14 protein-coding genes are annotated in these 16,052 nt (G+C 71.3%); 4 read left to right on the top strand and 10 right to left on the bottom strand.

Annotated features, from left to right (window positions below):
- Nucleotides 1-32: 32 nt before the first annotated feature.
- The 3 genes from glpK to GT042_RS33770 all read left to right on the top strand — a co-directional run bounded on the left by glpK (nucleotide 33) and on the right by GT042_RS33770 (nucleotide 4,072).
- Nucleotides 33-1,580 (top strand): glycerol kinase GlpK, encoded by a 1,548-nt coding sequence (glpK, locus tag GT042_RS33780; RefSeq protein WP_161312499.1) that lies wholly within the window; start codon nucleotides 33-35, stop codon nucleotides 1,578-1,580.
- A 79-nt stretch (nucleotides 1,581-1,659) separates the two neighbouring features.
- Nucleotides 1,660-3,273, top strand: coding sequence for a glycerol-3-phosphate dehydrogenase/oxidase (locus tag GT042_RS33775; protein WP_161312498.1), 1,614 nt, complete (start codon nucleotides 1,660-1,662; stop codon nucleotides 3,271-3,273).
- Nucleotides 3,274-3,400: 127 nt separating this feature from the next.
- Nucleotides 3,401-4,072 (top strand): FadR/GntR family transcriptional regulator, encoded by a 672-nt coding sequence (locus GT042_RS33770; protein WP_161312497.1) that lies wholly within the window; start codon nucleotides 3,401-3,403, stop codon nucleotides 4,070-4,072.
- A 93-nt stretch (nucleotides 4,073-4,165) separates the two neighbouring features.
- Here GT042_RS33770 and GT042_RS33765 read toward each other — a convergent pair whose 3' ends face one another.
- From GT042_RS33765 to GT042_RS33745, 5 genes are read right to left on the bottom strand one after another with little or no spacing between them, the layout of a single operon-like run.
- Nucleotides 4,166-5,194: an ABC transporter permease gene (locus GT042_RS33765; protein ID WP_161312496.1), complete on the bottom strand. Its 1,029-nt coding sequence runs from the start codon at nucleotides 5,192-5,194 to the stop codon at nucleotides 4,166-4,168.
- Complete coding sequence (locus GT042_RS33760) at nucleotides 5,191-6,735, bottom strand: sugar ABC transporter ATP-binding protein (protein ID WP_161312495.1); 1,545 nt, start codon at nucleotides 6,733-6,735, stop codon at nucleotides 5,191-5,193. Before GT042_RS33760 ends, GT042_RS33765 begins: the two co-directional genes overlap by 4 nt.
- A gap of 2 nt (nucleotides 6,736-6,737) precedes the next feature.
- Nucleotides 6,738-7,814, bottom strand: coding sequence for a sugar ABC transporter substrate-binding protein (locus tag GT042_RS33755; protein ID WP_161312494.1), 1,077 nt, complete (start codon nucleotides 7,812-7,814; stop codon nucleotides 6,738-6,740).
- Between the two features lie 33 nt (nucleotides 7,815-7,847).
- On the bottom strand, nucleotides 7,848-8,624 hold the full coding sequence (locus GT042_RS33750; RefSeq protein WP_161312493.1) for an SDR family oxidoreductase: 777 nt from the start codon (nucleotides 8,622-8,624) through the stop codon (nucleotides 7,848-7,850).
- Nucleotides 8,621-9,940 carry an enolase C-terminal domain-like protein gene (locus GT042_RS33745; RefSeq protein WP_161312492.1) on the bottom strand — a complete coding sequence of 440 codons (1,320 nt, stop codon included), beginning with the start codon at nucleotides 9,938-9,940 and terminating at the stop codon, nucleotides 8,621-8,623. Before GT042_RS33745 ends, GT042_RS33750 begins: the two co-directional genes overlap by 4 nt.
- 273 nt (nucleotides 9,941-10,213) lie before the next feature.
- Between GT042_RS33745 and GT042_RS33740 the strand changes: the two genes are divergently transcribed.
- Complete coding sequence (locus tag GT042_RS33740; protein WP_161312491.1) at nucleotides 10,214-11,290, top strand: PAC2 family protein; 1,077 nt, start codon at nucleotides 10,214-10,216, stop codon at nucleotides 11,288-11,290.
- Between the two features lie 106 nt (nucleotides 11,291-11,396).
- On the opposite strand, the gene GT042_RS33735 is transcribed toward GT042_RS33740, so the two are convergent.
- The 5 genes from GT042_RS33735 to GT042_RS33715 all read right to left on the bottom strand — a co-directional run.
- Nucleotides 11,397-12,374 carry a superoxide dismutase gene (locus GT042_RS33735; RefSeq protein ID WP_161312490.1) on the bottom strand — a complete coding sequence of 326 codons (978 nt, stop codon included), beginning with the start codon at nucleotides 12,372-12,374 and terminating at the stop codon, nucleotides 11,397-11,399.
- A gap of 164 nt (nucleotides 12,375-12,538) precedes the next feature.
- Nucleotides 12,539-13,768: a cysteine--1-D-myo-inosityl 2-amino-2-deoxy-alpha-D-glucopyranoside ligase gene (mshC, locus tag GT042_RS33730; RefSeq protein ID WP_161312489.1), complete on the bottom strand. Its 1,230-nt coding sequence runs from the start codon at nucleotides 13,766-13,768 to the stop codon at nucleotides 12,539-12,541.
- Nucleotides 13,769-13,972: 204 nt separating this feature from the next.
- Nucleotides 13,973-14,797, bottom strand: a complete 825-nt coding sequence (locus tag GT042_RS33725) for an SCO1664 family protein (protein ID WP_161312488.1) — start codon at nucleotides 14,795-14,797, stop codon at nucleotides 13,973-13,975.
- Nucleotides 14,761-15,351, bottom strand: a complete 591-nt coding sequence (locus GT042_RS33720; RefSeq protein ID WP_161312487.1) for a DUF3090 domain-containing protein — start codon at nucleotides 15,349-15,351, stop codon at nucleotides 14,761-14,763. Before GT042_RS33720 ends, GT042_RS33725 begins: the two co-directional genes overlap by 37 nt.
- Nucleotides 15,352-15,468: 117 nt before the next feature.
- Nucleotides 15,469-16,052: MSMEG_4193 family putative phosphomutase (locus GT042_RS33715; RefSeq protein WP_161312486.1), on the bottom strand; the 584-nt coding region annotated here is incomplete at its 5' end.

Raw genomic sequence — 16,052 nt, 5'->3', positions numbered from 1 at the left:
TCCATCCCTTCGCACAGAGCAGGAGCGATACCGTGAGTGACGCAACCACCGGGACTTCCTCCCACGGCACCGGCCCGTTCATCGCGGCCATCGACCAGGGCACCACGTCCAGCCGCTGCATCGTCTTCGACGTCGACGGACGCATCGTCGCCGTCGACCAGAAGGAGCACGAACAGATCTTCCCCAAGCCCGGCTGGGTGGAGCACAACGCCACCGAGATCTGGGCCAACGTCCAGGAAGTCGTGGCGAACGCCATCCAGAAGGCGGGCATCACCAAGAAGGACGTCCTGGCGATCGGCATCACCAACCAGCGCGAGACCACCATGCTCTGGGACAAGAACACCGGTGAGCCCGTCCACAACGCGATCGTCTGGCAGGACACCCGTACCGGCGCCCTCGTCCGCGAACTCGGCCGCAACGTCGGCCAGGACCGCTTCCGCCGCGAGACCGGCCTGCCCCTCGCGACCTACTTCGCGGGACCGAAGGCCCGCTGGCTGCTCGACAACGTCGAGGGCCTGCGCGAGCGCGCCGAGCGCGGCGACATCCTCTTCGGCACCATGGACTCCTGGGTCATCTGGAACCTCACCGGCGGGGTGAACGGCGGCGTGCACGTCACGGACGTCACCAACGCCTCCAGGACGATGCTGATGAGCCTCACCACCCTCCAGTGGGATCCAAAGCTCTGTACCTCCATCGGCGTGCCCATCGAGATGCTGCCCGAGATCCGCTCCTCCGCGGAGGTGTACGGGAAGGCCAAGGGCGGCGCCCTCGACGGCATCCCGGTGGCCTCGGCGCTCGGCGACCAGCAGGCGGCGCTGTTCGGCCAGACCTGCTTCGAGGAGGGCGAGGCCAAGTCCACGTACGGCACCGGCACGTTCATGCTGATGAACACCGCCCACAAGCCGATCAACTCCTACTCCGGCCTGCTGACGACCGTCGGCTACCGCATCGGCGACCAGCCGGCCGTGTACGCCCTGGAAGGCGCGATCGCCGTCACCGGTTCGCTGGTGCAGTGGATGCGCGACCAGATGGGCCTCATCAAGTCGGCGCCCGAGATCGAGACCCTGGCCTCCTCCGTCGAGGACAACGGCGGGGTGTACTTCGTGCCCGCCTTCTCCGGGCTCTTCGCCCCGCACTGGCGCGCGGACGCCCGCGGGGTCATCGCAGGCCTGACCGGCTACGTCACCAAGGCCCACATCGCCCGCGCGGTGCTGGAGGCGACCGCCTGGCAGACCCGCGAGATCAGCGACGCCATGACCAAGGACTCGGGCGTCGAGCTGACGACCCTCAAGGTCGACGGCGGCATGACCGCCAACAACCTGCTGATGCAGACGCTCGCCGACGTCCTCGACGCCCCCGTGGTGCGCCCGATGGTCGCCGAGACGACCGCGCTCGGCGCCGCCTACGCGGCCGGGCTCGCCGTCGGCTTCTGGCCCGACACCGACGCCCTCAAGGCCAACTGGCGCAGGGCCGCCGAGTGGACGCCCCAGATGGACGCGGACACCCGCGATCGCGAGTACAAGAGCTGGCTCAAGGCGGTCGACAGGACCATGGGCTGGCTCGAAGAAGAAGACAGCTGACAGACAGCGGACGACGGCGGACGACAGCCGACGACGCACACCGGCCGCCGAGCCCGGACGAGCTGACGAGGAGTCAACGATGAGCACCACCCTCCAGAGCGCCCCCGCACTGGGGACGCACCCGGCCGGCGGAACCCTGCCGAGCCGCGCCCAGACCCGGGAACAGCTTTCCACGGCGACGTACGACCTCCTGGTGATCGGCGGCGGCATCCTGGGCATCTCCACCGCCTGGCACGCCTCCCAGTCGGGGCTGCGGGTGGCTCTGGTGGACGGCGGCGACTTCGCCGGCGCCACCTCGTCCGCCTCCTCCAAGCTGCTCCACGGCGGACTGCGCTACCTCCAGACCGGCGCGGTGAAGCTGGTCGCGGAGAACCACTTCGAGCGGCGTGCGGTCTCCCGCCAGGTGGCACCGCACCTGGCCAACCCGCTCACCTTCTACCTGCCCGTCTACAAGGGCGGACCGCACGGCGCCACCAAGCTGGGCGCGGGTGTCTTCGCGTACTCCGCGCTCTCCGCGTTCGGCGACGGCGTGGGCCACGTGATCAGCCCGGCCAAGGCGCGGCGCGCCGTGCCCGAGTTGCGTACGGACAACCTCAAGGCCGTGGCCGTGTACGGCGACGACCAGATGAACGACGCGCGGATGGCGCTGATGACGGTCCGCGCGGCCGTCGACTCGGGCGCCACCGTCCTCAACCACGCCGAGGTCACCGGACTGCGCTTCACCGGCGGCCGGGTGACCGGCGCGGACCTCAAGGACGCCCTGGACGGCAGTGAGTTCGGGGTCGACGCCCGGCTGGTGCTCAACGCCACCGGGCCGTGGGTGGACCGGCTGCGGACCATGGAGGACGCGGCCTCGGAGCCGTCCATCCGCCTCTCCAAGGGCGCGCACCTGGTCCTGCGGCGCACCGCGCCGTGGAACGCGGCGCTCGCCACCCCCATCGACAAGTACCGCATCACCTTCGCCCTCCCCTGGGAGGACATGCTGGTGCTCGGGACGACGGACGAGGAGTACGTGGGCGACCCCGCCGACCTCGCCGTCAACGACAAGGACATCCACCAGATCCTGGACGAGGCGTCGCTGTCCGTACGGGACCAGCAGCTCTCCCGGGACCTGATCACGTACTCGTACGCGGGTCTGCGGGTGCTGCCCGGCGGCCCCGGCGACACCTCCACGGCCAAGCGCGAGACGGTCGTGACCGAGGGCAGCGGCGGCATGCTGTCGGTGGCGGGCGGCAAGTGGACGACCTTCCGGCACATCGGCCGCATGGTGGTCAACAAGCTGGCGGAGCTGCCGGGGCACCCGCTCAGCGACAACATGGAGCCGATCTCGGACCTGCCGAAGAAGGCTCCGCTGCCGGGGCTCGCCAACCCGCACGCGGTGGCGCACCGGCTGATGATCGACGGGGGCGGTACCGGACCGTCGATGGCGCCAGACACCGCCCACCACCTGGCCACCCACTACGGCACGCTGGCGTTCGACATCGTCCGGCTCGCCAACGAGCACGCGGAGCTGGGCGAGCGGATCCACCCGGACGCGCCCGAGATCTGGGCGCAGGTCGTCTACGCCCGTGACCACGAGTGGGCCGAGACGGCCGACGACGTCCTGCGGCGCCGTACGACCCTGACGATCCGAGGACTGGCGACGGACGGGATCCGGGCCCGGGTCGAGGCGATCCTCGCCGAGCGGAACTGACGGCGGGCACCTCTCCGCGGCGGACCGCGGGCACGTGTCGAGGGGCGCTCCTTTCCCGGAGCGCCCCTCTCCGGTGTTTCCCGGCGCATAATGGGAGGTCGATACATCGGATGTATGGAGGTCGCCCATGGCTGTCACCGACGAGGCCATCGAGAAGATCAAGGGAATGATCGTCTCGGGCGCGCTGCGCCCCGGCGACCGTCTCCCCAAGGAGAGCGAACTCGCCGCCGAGCTGGGGCTGTCCCGCAACTCCCTGCGGGAGGCGGTCCGCGCGCTGTCGCTCATCCGCATTCTCGACGTACGGCAGGGCGACGGCACGTACGTCACCAGCCTGGATCCCCAGCTGCTGCTGGAGGCGCTGAGCTTTGTGGTGGACTTCCACCGCGACGACACCGTGCTGGAGTTCCTCGCGGTACGGCGCATCCTGGAGCCGGCCGCCACCGCCATGGCGTGCGCGCGGATCACCGACGCCGAACTGGACGCGATGGACGCCCGGTTGGACGCCTTGGGGGCCGATCCCTCGGTGGAGGAGCTGGTCGCGTCGGACCTGGAGTTCCACCGGGGCATCGTGCAGTTCTCGGGCAACTCGGTGCTCTGCTCGCTGCTGGACGGGCTCTCGGGGCCGACCACCCGGGCGCGGGTCTGGCGCGGGCTGACCCAGGAGGACGCCGTCAGCCGCACCCTGCACGAGCACCGGGCGATCCTGGCGGCGCTGCGGGACCGGGACGCGGAGGCGGCGCGCTCGTGGGCGACCGTGCATGTGGCGAGTGTGGAGATGTGGCTGCGGTCGACGCTGTGACGTCACCGCGGGCGCCCCTCGCGCGGAAACGGGTACGGGCGCCGGAGAAGCCGTGTGGCTTCTCCGGCGCCCGTCCGGCGTCGCGGGGTGTGACTAGTCCTGCTTCTCGCCGCTCGCGAAGCGCGAGATGACCAGCGCGACGATGATGATCGCGCCGTTGAGGAACTGGTTCCAGAGGGCCGGTACGCCCCCGAGGGTCATCACGTTCACGACCAGCTGGAGCGTCAGCACGCCGGTGAGCGCGCCGAACAGCGTGCCGCGCCCGCCCTTGAGGCTGATGCCTCCGATGACCGCCGCCGCGAAGACCTGGAAGATCCAGCCGTTGCCCTGGGTGGCCGCGACCGAGCCGTAGTGGCCGGTGTAGAGGATGCCCGCGAAGGCGGCCAGCAGGCCGCCGATCGCCAGCACGATCCAGGTGATCCGGTCGACCCGGATCCCGGCCGCGCGGGCCGCCTCCGGGTTGCCGCCGATGGCGTACAGCGAACGCCCGTGCTTGAGCCAGGCGAGCGCCGCCCCGCCGATCGCGAAGAGCGCCAGGCAGATCCAGACGGCGGCCGGGGCGCCCAGCCAGTCGGTCTTGCCGAGGTACCGGAAGGACTCCGGGACGTCGGTGATCGACTTGCCCTCGGTGATGCCGATGTGGAGACCGCGGAGCATGGTGAGCATGCCGAGGGTGGCGATGAAGCCGTTGACCCGCAGCTTGAGCATCAGGAAGCCGTTGATGCCCCCGATGATCAGGCCGACCAGCAGGCAGAGGGGGATGGCGCTCCAGGACGGCAGCACACCGAGCCCGTTGAACCGGCCGCCCTCCGTGGGCAGGATCAGCCACATGGCCACGACCGGCGCGATGCCGATCGTCGACTCCAGGGACAGGTCCATCCGGCCGCAGATCAGGATCAGCGCCTGGCCGAGCACGAGCAGGCTCAGCTCGGAGGACTGCTGGACGACGCTGATCAGGTTGTTGGAGGTGAGGAAGACCGGCGAGACGATGAAGCCGATCACCATCAGCACCAGGATCACCGGTACGAGCGAGAAGTCGCTCCACCGGATGAGCTTGAGCCGGCTCGCCGGCCCGGCGCCCTTCGCGGTGTCCACCGTCGGCGGACTGATCGTGTCGGTCATTCCCTCTCCCCCACACCTTCCATGGCGGCGACCAGTTCCTGGTCCGTCCACCCGCTCCCGAACGTGGCCACGACGCGCCCGTGGAAGAGCGCGAGGACCCGGTCGCACACCCGCAGATCATCCAGTTCGTCGGAGATGATCACGGCCGCGCTGCCCTGGTCCGCCACCGTGCGCACGACACCGAGCAGCGAGTCCTTCGATTTGATGTCGACCCCGGCGGTCGGCCGCAGGGCGACCAGCGCGCTGGGCTTGCGGGCCAGCGCGCGGGCCACCACGACCTTCTGCTGGTTGCCGCCCGACAGGCCCGAGACCGGCTGCTCGGGGCCCTGCGTCTTGATGTCCAGGGACGCGATCATCGTCCGGGCGAACTCCCGCGTACGGGAGGGCAGGACGGTCCCCCACGGGCCGAGCTGGTCGGTGACCGTGAGCGTCGCGTTCTCCGCGACGCTGCGTTCCAGGACCAGCCCCTGGAGGTGCCGGTCCTCGGGGATGTAGCCGATGCCGGCGTCCAGGGCGTGCGGGACACTGCCCGGCTTGACCTTCGTGCCGTGCATCGAGACGCTGCCGCCGGACGGCTTGCGCATGCCGGCCAGGATCTCGCCGAGGGCGGTGGCGCCGCTGGCCGCGGCGCCCGCCACACCGAGCACCTCGCCCGGCCGTACGGCCAGGTCCAGCGGCTCGAACTCCCCTTCCAGGGTGAGTCCTTCGGTCCGCAGGACGGGCTCGGCCGTGGTGTCCTGCTCCTTCGCGCCCGCCGCGTGCCAGGCCGCCTTGCCCGTGGACTCCCCCGTCATCGCCGTGACCAGGTCCGCCTTCGACAGGTCGGCGACCTGGGCGGTGAGCACATGCCGGGCGTCCCGGTAGACGGTGACGGCGGTGCACAGCTCGTACACCTCTTGCAGGTGGTGGGAGATGAAGAGGAACGCCACTCCCTGGCCCTGGAGTTCGCGGAGCTTGTCGAAGAGCCGCTGGATCCCCCGGGCGTCGAGCTGGGCGGTCGGCTCGTCCAGGATGATCAGCCGGGCGCCGAAGGACAGCGCCCGGGCGATCTCCACGAACTGCCGCTGCTCGACCGGCAGGTCCTTGGCCCGGACGTTCGGGTCGACGTCGACCCCGTACCCCGCGAGCAGCTCCCTGGCACGCTCCCGCAGGCCGCGCCAGCTGATGAAGCGGCCCCCGGATCCCGAGGCGTCCAGGCCGTAGTTGTTGAGGAAGAGGTTCTCGGCGACGGTCAGGTCGGGCACGACCATCGACTTCTGGTAGACGCAGGCGACCTTGGACTGCCAGGCCGTGGTGTCCCCGAAGGCGGGCGCGGGCTCGCCGCCGAAGCTGACCTGTCCTGCGTCGGGCCTGTGCAGCCCGGTGAGCACGCTCACCAGGGTGGACTTGCCCGCGCCGTTGCGCCCGACGAGCGCGTGGGACTCGCCGGGGCGGACCGTGAGCCGGACACCGTCGAGCGCCACGGTGGGACCGAAGCGCTTGACGATGCCTTCCGCGTGGACCGCGGCGGGTGCGGCCGCGTCCGGAGGTGCCTGGTCCATGGCTAGTTCTTCTTCTCCAGCTGGTTGGCCCAGAGCTTCGGGTCGTCCACGTTCGCCTTGGTCACCAGGGGCGCGGGGAGCTGGTCCTCGAAACCGTTGGGGATCTTGATGATCGTGGAGTCGTGGTCGGTCGCTCCCGCCTTCGGGGTCGTACCGGCCAGGGCCTCCTTCGCCCAGTACAGCGCGTACTTGGCGTAGAGGTCGGCGGGCTGCGAGATGGTGGCGTCGATCTTGCCCGCGCGGATGGCGTCCAGTTCCTCGGGGATGCCGTCGTTGGAGATGATCGTGATGTGCCCGGGGGTGCCGGGGGCCTTGAGGAGCTTCTTCTGCTCCAGCAGCGCCAGCGTCGGCTGGAGGAAGACACCGCCGGCCTGCATGTAGATGCCGTTGAGGTCGGGGTGGGCGGCGAGGGTGGACTGGAGCTTGGCCGAGGCCACGTCACCCTTCCACTCGGTGGCCAGCTCGAAGACCTGGATGTTCGGGAACTTCTCCGTCATGCAGCTCTTGAACGCCTCGGAGCGGTCACGGCCGTTGATGGAGGAGAGGTCGCCCTGGAACTCCGCGACCTTGCCCTTGCCCTTGAGCTGCTCGCCCAGGTACTCGCAGGCCTTCTGGCCGTACGCCCGGTTGTCGGCCCGGACGACCATGTAGACGTCGCCCTTGTCGGGGCGGGTGTCCACGCTGACGACGGGGATCTTCTTGTCGCTCAGCGTCTGGAGCGTCTCGGCTATCGCGCCGGTGTCCTGCGGGGCCATGACGACGGCCTTGGCGCCCTGGTCGGTGAAGGCCTGGACGTTGGCGACGAGCTTGCCGATGTCGTTCTGCGAGTTGGTCGGCGGGAGGGCGTCGATGCCGTCCTCCTTGACCCCCTTGTCGATGTACTGCTGGTAGGAGTTCCAGAAGTCGCTGTCGGCGCGCGGCAGGTCGATGCCGACCTTCCCGCCGCCGGCGGCGCTGTCGGAGTCCGACTCACGGTTGCAGCCGGCGAGGGCTGCCACGGCAAGCACCACGGCACAGGCGGAGGCGCCCGTCGTACGAAGTCTGCGGAGTGGGGAGCGGTCCGCGGTGTGACGCTTCATGGAGGTCCCGTCCTTATGAAGGTGAGTGTCGGCTCAGTTGGCGGGACGCAGGCGCAGGCCTTGCATCCCGCCGTCCACCGCGAGTGCCGTCCCCGTGACGGCCGCCGCGGCGGGGCTGGCGAGGTAGGCGACCGCCGCGGCGACCTCGTCCGCGCCGACCAGTCGTCCTGACGGCTGGCGGGCGGCGAGGGCGGCGCGCTCGGCCGCGGGGTCCGGGGCCTGGTCGAGCAGGCGTCCGATCCAGGGTGTGTCGGCGGTTCCGGGGTTGACGCAGTTGACGCGGATCCCCTCCCGGACGTGATCCGCGGCCATCGCCAGGGTGAGCGAGAGGATAGCGCCCTTGCTGGCGCTGTAGAGAGCCCGCTGGGGCAGGCCCGCCGTCGCGGCGATGGAGCACGTCTGGGTGATCGAGACGGCGCCGGGCCGGTCGGCCGCCGCGCGCCGCAGATGGGGTACGGCGTGGCGCGCGGTACGGACCATGCCGAGGACGTTGATGTCGAGGACGCGGTGCCACTCGTCGTCGGAGTTGTCGGTGACGGCCCCGATGGCGCCGACCCCGGCGTTGGAGACGACCGTGTGCAGCGCGCCGAACTCCGCCGCCGCCGCGTCGACGGCGGCCTTGACCGCCCCGTCGTCGGTGACGTCCGCCTTGAGCGCCAGCGTCCCCCCGGGGGCTCCCGCGGTGTCCCGGTCCAGTACGGCGACCTGGGCGCCCCGTTCGAGCAGCAGCGCGGCGATGGCCGCGCCGATGCCGGAGGCGCCGCCCGTCACCAGGGCGTTCAGCCCCTCGAAGTCCCGTACGGATGTCATGAGCTGATCTCCTCGGTGGTGCGGCGGGCCTGCCAGACGGGCCCGTCGGGGTAGCTGTGCTCGGCGATCGACGCGGGGAGCATCCGGGCGGAGAAGCCGGGCGCCGTCGGGGCGGAGTATCTCCCGGAGACGATGACCACGGGGTCGGCGAAGTGCTCGTGGAGGTGGTCCACGTACTCGATGACCCGGTCGTCCCAGCTGCCGGAGACGGCGACGAAGTCGAACATCGAGAGATGCTGGACCAGTTCGCACAGCCCGACCCCGCCCGCGTGCGGGCAGACAGGCACGCCGAACTTGGCCGCGAGGAGCAGGATCGCCACGTTCTCGTTGACGCCCGCCACGCGGGCCGCGTCGATCTGGACGAAGTCGACGGCCCCGGCCTGGAGCAGCTGCTTGAACACGACGCGGTTGGCGACGTGTTCGCCGGTGGCCACCTTCACCGGCTGCCCGGCGCGGATGGCGGCGTGGCCGAGGATGTCGTCGGGGCTGGTGGGCTCCTCGATCCAGTGCGGTTCGTACGGGGCGAGCGCGGCCATCCAGCGCACCGCCTCGGCGACGTCCCAGCGCTGGTTGGCGTCGACGGCGATCCGGATGTCGGGACCGACGGCCTCGCGGGCGAGCTTCATGCGCCGTACGTCGTCGTCCAGATCGCCGCCCACCTTGAGCTTGATCTGCTCGAAGCCGTCGGCGACGGCCTGCTGGGCGAGACCGACCAGTTTGGCGTCGGCGTAACCGAGCCAGCCCGGTGAGGTGGTGTAGGCGGGGTAGCCCCGCTCGCGCAGTCGCGCGGCCCGCTCGGCGCGGCCCGGTTCGGCGGCCCGCAGGATGGCGAGCGCGTCGTCCGGGGTGAGAACGTCCGTCAGATAGCGGAAGTCGACGAGCGAGACGAGTTCCTCGGGGGTCATCCCGGCGAGGAACTCCCAGACCGGCTTGCCCGCGTATCCGGCGGCCAGGTCCCAGGCGGCGTTGACGACGGCGCCCGCCGCCATGTGCATCACGCCCTTCTCCGGGCCGAGCCAGCGCAGCTGCGAGTCATGGGTGAGCTCGAAGTACAGCGCGGCGAGATCGGCCGCGGTGCGCGGGGCCGGTCGCCCCACGACGTACGGACGCAGTGCCTCGATCGCTGCGGCGGTGACCTCGTTGCCCCGCCCGATCGTGAAGCAGAAGCCGTGCCCCTCGGCGCCGTCCGTGGTACGCAGGACCACGTAGGCCGCCGAGTAGTCGGGGTCCGGGTTCATGGCGTCGGAGCCGTCGAGCTGTTCCGAGGTGGGAAAACGGATGTCGTGAACCTCGAACCCTGTGACGGTCTGACTCATGCACGCCCCCTTGGAAGAACATCGGACCTCTTGTGGTCATCCGATGTATAGCGTCGCTGACGCCTAAACGTCCAGGGCTCGGAGAAAAATAACGGTCACAGCTCGGATGAATCGTCGGCCGGTCGGCTGCTGGTTGGCTGTCGGTCGGCTGTTTTCTCCGACCTATGCCCCACCGCGCCGAAGTTCACCCGGGCGTGCGCGGGGCTGCGGGCGGAGACCGGGAAAGCCGTAAGGTTGGGGCGTGGACAAGGGAACTTCGGAAGGAGGCACTGGGTGATCGAGCTCGAGGCGGTTCCTGAGCTGATCGACCCGGTCATGGTGGCCGCGTTCGAAGGCTGGAACGACGCCGGCGACGCCGCCTCCACCGCGGTCGCGCATCTGGACCGGGAGTGGAAGGGCGAGGTGTTCGCGGCGCTCGACGCCGAGGACTACTACGACTTCCAGGTCAACCGGCCGACGGTGTGGCTGGACGGCGGAGTACGGAAGATCACCTGGCCGACCACCCGGCTCTCCGTGGTCCGGGTCGGCGGTGAGACGCCCCGTGACCTGGTACTGGTCCGTGGCATCGAACCGTCCATGCGCTGGCGTTCCTTCTGCAACGAGATCCTGGGCTTCGCCCATGAGCTGGGTGTGGAGATGGTGGTCATCCTGGGCGCGCTGCTCGGCGACACCCCGCACACCAGGCCGGTGCCGGTCAGCGGGATCACCTCGGACGCCGATCTGGCCAGGACGATGGATCTGGAGGAAACCCGCTACGAGGGGCCGACCGGCATCGTCGGGATCCTCCAGGAGGCGTGCACGCACGCGGGCGTGCCCGCGGTGAGCCTGTGGGCCGCGGTGCCGCACTACGTGTCGCAGCCGCCCAACCCCAAGGCGACGCTGGCGCTCCTCAACCGCCTGGAGGACCTGATCGGTCTGCGGATCCCGCTGGGTGAACTGGCGGAGGACGCGCGGGCGTGGCAGCTGGGCGTCGACCAACTGGCCGCCGAGGACAGCGAGGTGGCGGAGTACGTCCAGACGCTGGAGGAGGCGCGGGACACGGCGGAGCTGCCCGAGGCGTCCGGCGAGGCCATCGCGCGGGAGTTCGAGCGGTATCTCCGGCGCCGCGACGGCGGGCCGGGACCGGCGGCGGGCGGGCACGCCACGGAGAGCGGCGAGGGGCCCTCGTACCGCCGTGATCCCTCGGCGGGACCGGGGCGGGGCCGTCCGCAGAGACCGCCGCGGCCGGGGCCCGAGGCGGGGACGGACCCGGACACCGGCCCGGAGGCGGGACCGGGTCCCGGAGCCGGGGACGGAGACGCCGGGGACGGAGCCGACGACGACAAGGGCAAGAACGACGACACGCCGTAGGGAGACGCCTCCCCCGGAGTGCGCCGACGCCGACGCCGGACGGACCGTGGTGCGGTCCGTCCGGCGCGGTGCGTTCCAGGCGGTGCGTCCGAGGCGGTGCGTTCGGCTAACCGCGTACGCGCGCGACCGACACCACGTCGTAGTCCGTCTCCGGGGTCGGGGCGGTCACGTCGAAGCGGGCGTTGGGCAGGTAGATCCGGTTGCCGTACGCCGCAGCCGTCGTGGGGACCCGGAAGGTCCCCGGGGCGGTGATCCGGGTGAGGGCCGTGCCCTTCGTGCCGGCGCGGTCGAGCAGCAGGACGTCGATGGCGTTCTGCCGGTTCTGGACCACGTAGAGCGTACGGCCGAGGAGCAGCAGGCCGTCCCCGTTGGAGAGCCGGGTCGGCCCGAGGTCCACGGCGCGTGCCACACCGGTGCGGGGGTCGACCCGCATCAGGCCGCCGCCGTTCGCGAAGCTGTTCACCACGAGCAGCGCCCGGCCGTCCGGGGTGGTGGTGATGCCGTTGGCGGTGAGGGCCGGCCCCTGGACCCAGTCGCCGCTCAGCGGGACGGTCGCGACGCGGTCGCCCGGCTCGCCGTGCCGGCCCAACGGCAGCCTGTAGAGCTGTGGTTCGAAGGAGTCGGTGAACCACGCGGCGCCCGGTGTCAGGATCACGTCGTTGACCATGGTGAGGTCCGTGCCCACGGTGAAGGTCTTCGTGACCTTCCCCGTCCGCAGGTCGGCGATCCGGATCTCGCCGCTGACCCCGCCGCTCAGGAACAGCCGGCCCCGGCCGTCCGACTTGAGCCCGATGACGGGGTGTTCGGGGCCGAGCCCCTGGACGACGACCTTGCCGCGGCCGGTGGCGAGGCTCGCGCGGTAGACGTCGCCGCGCGCGATCGAACCTATGTAGGCGTACGGCTCCGAGCCGATGGCGATGCCCTCGGGCCGGAAGCCGTCCGGCAGGGGGAAGGTGGCGGGCCAGGTCCGTGCGGTGGGGCGCGGGGCGGCCGAGGCGGTGGAGCCGAGCGGAGCGAGGAGCGCCGCGCCGCCGAGGGCGGCCGCGGCGGCGAGCAAGTCACGCCGTGCGAAGGAACGTTGCATGCTGAGCGTCCTCCCGGGAATGGGGTGTGCCGTCCCTCACACCCCATCACACACCCTGCTTACAAGGGGAGTTTGGCCGGATCATGCACAACAGCACGGCCGGTTACGGATGTCGGTATCCGTGACCGGCCGTGCTGGGTCGGTGGGTGGCCCCGGGACACTCCCTAGAGGGCCACTCCGAGCAGGGCGTCGACCGCGCGGGAGATCACGCCGGGCGCTCCCTCGTCCGTACCGCCCGTGGACGCCTGGAGCTCCGCCCAGCGGTCCACGGCGGCCAGCGCCGCCGGGGCGTCCAGGTCGTCCGCCAGCGCCGCGCGGATCTCCTCGACGACCGCGTCGGCCGGGGGGCCGTCGGGGCGCGAGACGGCGGCCCGCCAGCGGGCGAGGCGCTCCTGCGCGTCCTGGAGCACCTGGTCGGTCCACTCCCAGTCGGAGCGGTAGTGGTGCGCCAGCAGGGTGAGACGGATCGCCGCCGGGTCCACGCCGTCCCGGCGGAGCGTCGAGACGAAGACCAGGTTGCCCCGGGACTTGGACATCTTCTCGCCGTCGAGGCCGACCATGCCGGCGTGTACGTACGCCTGGGCGAAGGGGTGTTCCCCGGTCAGCGCCTGGGCGTGCGAGGCGCCCATCTCGTGGTGCGGGAAGGCGAGGTCGCTGCCGCCGCCCTGGACGTCGAAGCCCATGCCGAGGTGGTCGAGCGCGATGGCCACGCACTCGATGTGCCAGCCGGGCCGCCCCTGGCCGAGGCTTCCGCCGTCCCAGCTGGGCTCGCCCGGCCTGGCGGCCATCCAGAGGATCGGGTCGAGGGGGTTCTTCTTGCCGGGGCGGTCGGGGTCGCCGCCCCGCTCGGCGGAGAGCAGCCGCATCGCCTCGGCGTCGAGGCGCGACACCTCGCCGAAGTGCGGATCGGCCGCCACCGAGAAGTAGATGTCGCCCTGGAGTTCGTACGCGGCCCCGGCGTCCCGCAGCCGCTCCACGAGCGGCACGATGCCCGGTATGGCCTCGACCGCGCCGATGTAGTGCTGGGGCGGAAGCATCCGCAGGGCCGTCATGTCCTCCCGGAACAAGGCGGTTTCACGCTCCGCGAGCGCCACCCAGTCCTCGCCGTCGCGCTCGGCGCGCTCCAGCAGGGGATCGTCGACGTCGGTCACGTTCTGGACGTAGTGGACCTGCCGCTTCGTGTCGAGCCACACGCGCTGCACGAGGTCGAACGCGTTGTAGGTCGCCGCGTGTCCCATGTGGGTCGCGTCGTACGGGGTGATGCCGCAGACGTAGATGCGGGCGACGGGACCGGGCGCGAGGGTGACGCGGCCGTCGGTCGAGGTGTCGTGAATCCTGAGGTCGCGGCCCTTGCCAGGCAGGGCGGGGACCTCGGAAGCGGGCCAGGCATGCATGTCATGAGCGTAACCGGCCGGTAGTTCCGGAAACGAACCGGATGCGCGGTCCTGGCCGGTTGGACGCCCTTGCGGAAAGATCAGCGCCGTGGTGGGCGGTCCCGGGCGGGCCGTGTCCACCCCGTCCCGGCGGGCCCCCGACCGGTGGCCGGGCCCGTGCTCACAGGTGGCCGGGCCTGTTCCCGCCGGTGACCGGGCCTGTTCTCAGACCGGCGGCCAGGGGATGGCGGGCCACTGGCCCGACGGCTGCGGGTGGAGTCCCGTGTGGCGCAGCTCACGGACCCGGGCGCGGACCGCCTCGGTCTCGGCCTCCGTGATCAGCCCCGCCAGCCGGGCCGCGAGGGGCCGGCCGTCGGCGAGCGCGTCCTCCAGCCGGGCGAGCACGGACAGCGCCTCCTCGGTGAGGGGTTCGCCGGCCCACCCCCAGAGCAGCGTGCGCAGCTTGTCGTCCACGTTGAAGGTGACGCCGTGGTCGATGCCGTACAGCCGTCCCCCGGCGGCCGGCAGGAGATGGCCGCCCTTGCGGTCGCCGTTGTTGATGACGGCGTCCAGGACCGCGAGCCGCCGCAGCCGCTCGTCGTCGGCGTGCACGAGCAGGGCGGTCTGCCCCTCGCCGACCTCGGCGAAGCCGACGGCCTTCCACCCCTCGCCCGGTTCCTCGTCCTCGACGAGGGCGAGCAGGGCCGCCGCCTCGTCGGTGTCCGTCTCGATCCAGAGCTGGCACATGCCTTCGCCGTACGGGCCCTCGCGCAGCACGGTGGGCGGTACGAGCCCCCAGCCGGTCGCCTCGGAGATCTCGTACGCCGCCACCTCACGGCGGGCGAGGTTCCCGTCCGGGAAGTCCCACAGGGGGCGTTCCCCGGCGACGGGCTTGTAGACGCAGTGCGCCTCGGTGCCCTCGTACGAGACGGAGCAGTACAGGACCGCGTTGGACGCCTCACGGATCCGGCCGCGCACGGTCAGCTCGCCCTTGGCGAGCAGGTCGCCCGGGCTCACGCTCCGCGGCGGTATCCGTTCTGGCGCGGGCATACGTGTCCTTCCGGGTCGAGCGGCAGGCTGCACAGCGGGCACGGCGGGCGGCCCGCGTTGACCACGTCGAGGGCGCGTTTGGCGAAGGCGCGGGCCTGCGCCCCGCTGAGGCGGACCCGGAGCATCGGCGGACCGTTCTCCTCGTCCTGGAGGAGCCGCTCCTCGGCCTCGGCGAGGTCCTCGTCGGTGTCGGCGTCGACCTCGACGAGGGCCTGCGCCTCGACGATCATGCGCTGTTCGTCACCGTCCCACGCGAGCGCCATCGTGCCGACCCGGAACTCCTCCTCCACGGGGGCGTCCAGCGGGGCGGAGTCGGCGATCTCGGTGGGGGCGACGGCGGGCACCGGGGCGTTGCCGCCCGTGCGGCGGACCACTTCGTCGAGCAGTTCGTCGATCCGCTCGGCGAGGGCGGCCACCTGGGTCTTCTCCAGGGCGACGCTGGTGACGCGCCCCGCGGCGGAAGCCTGGAGGAAGAACGTACGGCGTCCAGGCAGCCCGACCGTACCGGCCACGAAGCGGTCCGGTGGGTCGTAGAGGAACACCTGACGGGACACGTCCTGATCTCCCTTGGGAATCGGCTGGGGAAGTGCTGCGTGCGGAAGGCGTGGTGCGTGACGTACCGGGTGGCGCGCTGCGTGAGGAAGGCGCGTCCACCCTACTGCGCGGAGCGATCACGGTGCTCCCGCGCCGCCTCCTACAACACCCGGACCGCCGGTTGTGTTCTCACGCGGCGCCAGCCCGCTCAGATCGCCCGTGTCACCGAGCCGTACGACATACGGGCGCAACCGGGTGTAGCGGACGACGGTGACCGAGCACGGGTCCACGTGGATCCGCTGGAAGAGGTCGAGGTGCATGCCGAGGGCGTCGGCCACGAGCGCCTTGATGATGTCGCCGTGCGAGCACATCAGGTAGACGGCGTCGTCGCCGTGCTCCTTTTCGACGCGCGCGTTCCAGTCCCGTACCGCCTCCACGGCACGCGCCTGCATGGCGCGCATCGACTCGCCGCCGGGGAAGGCGGCGGCGGAGGGGTGCTGCTGCACGACCTCCATCAGCGGATCGTCGCTCAGCTCGGCGAGTTTGCGGCCCGACCAGTCGCCGTAGTGGCACTCACCGATCCGGTCCTCGCTGTGCACGGGCACGTCCGGCCTGCTGTCGAGCAGCGGCCGCAGGGTCTCCTGGCAGCGCTGGAGGGGGCTGCTGACGACGGCGGCGAGCGGGACGCCGGCCAGCCGGCCGGGCAGGGCGGCGGCCTGGG

It is taken from the genome of Streptomyces sp. SID3212, from assembly GCF_009865405.1.
GTDB lineage: Bacteria > Actinomycetota > Actinomycetes > Streptomycetales > Streptomycetaceae > Streptomyces.
Note: the sequence above shows the minus strand (reverse complement) of the source record. Positions and strands in the feature narration are given on the sequence as shown.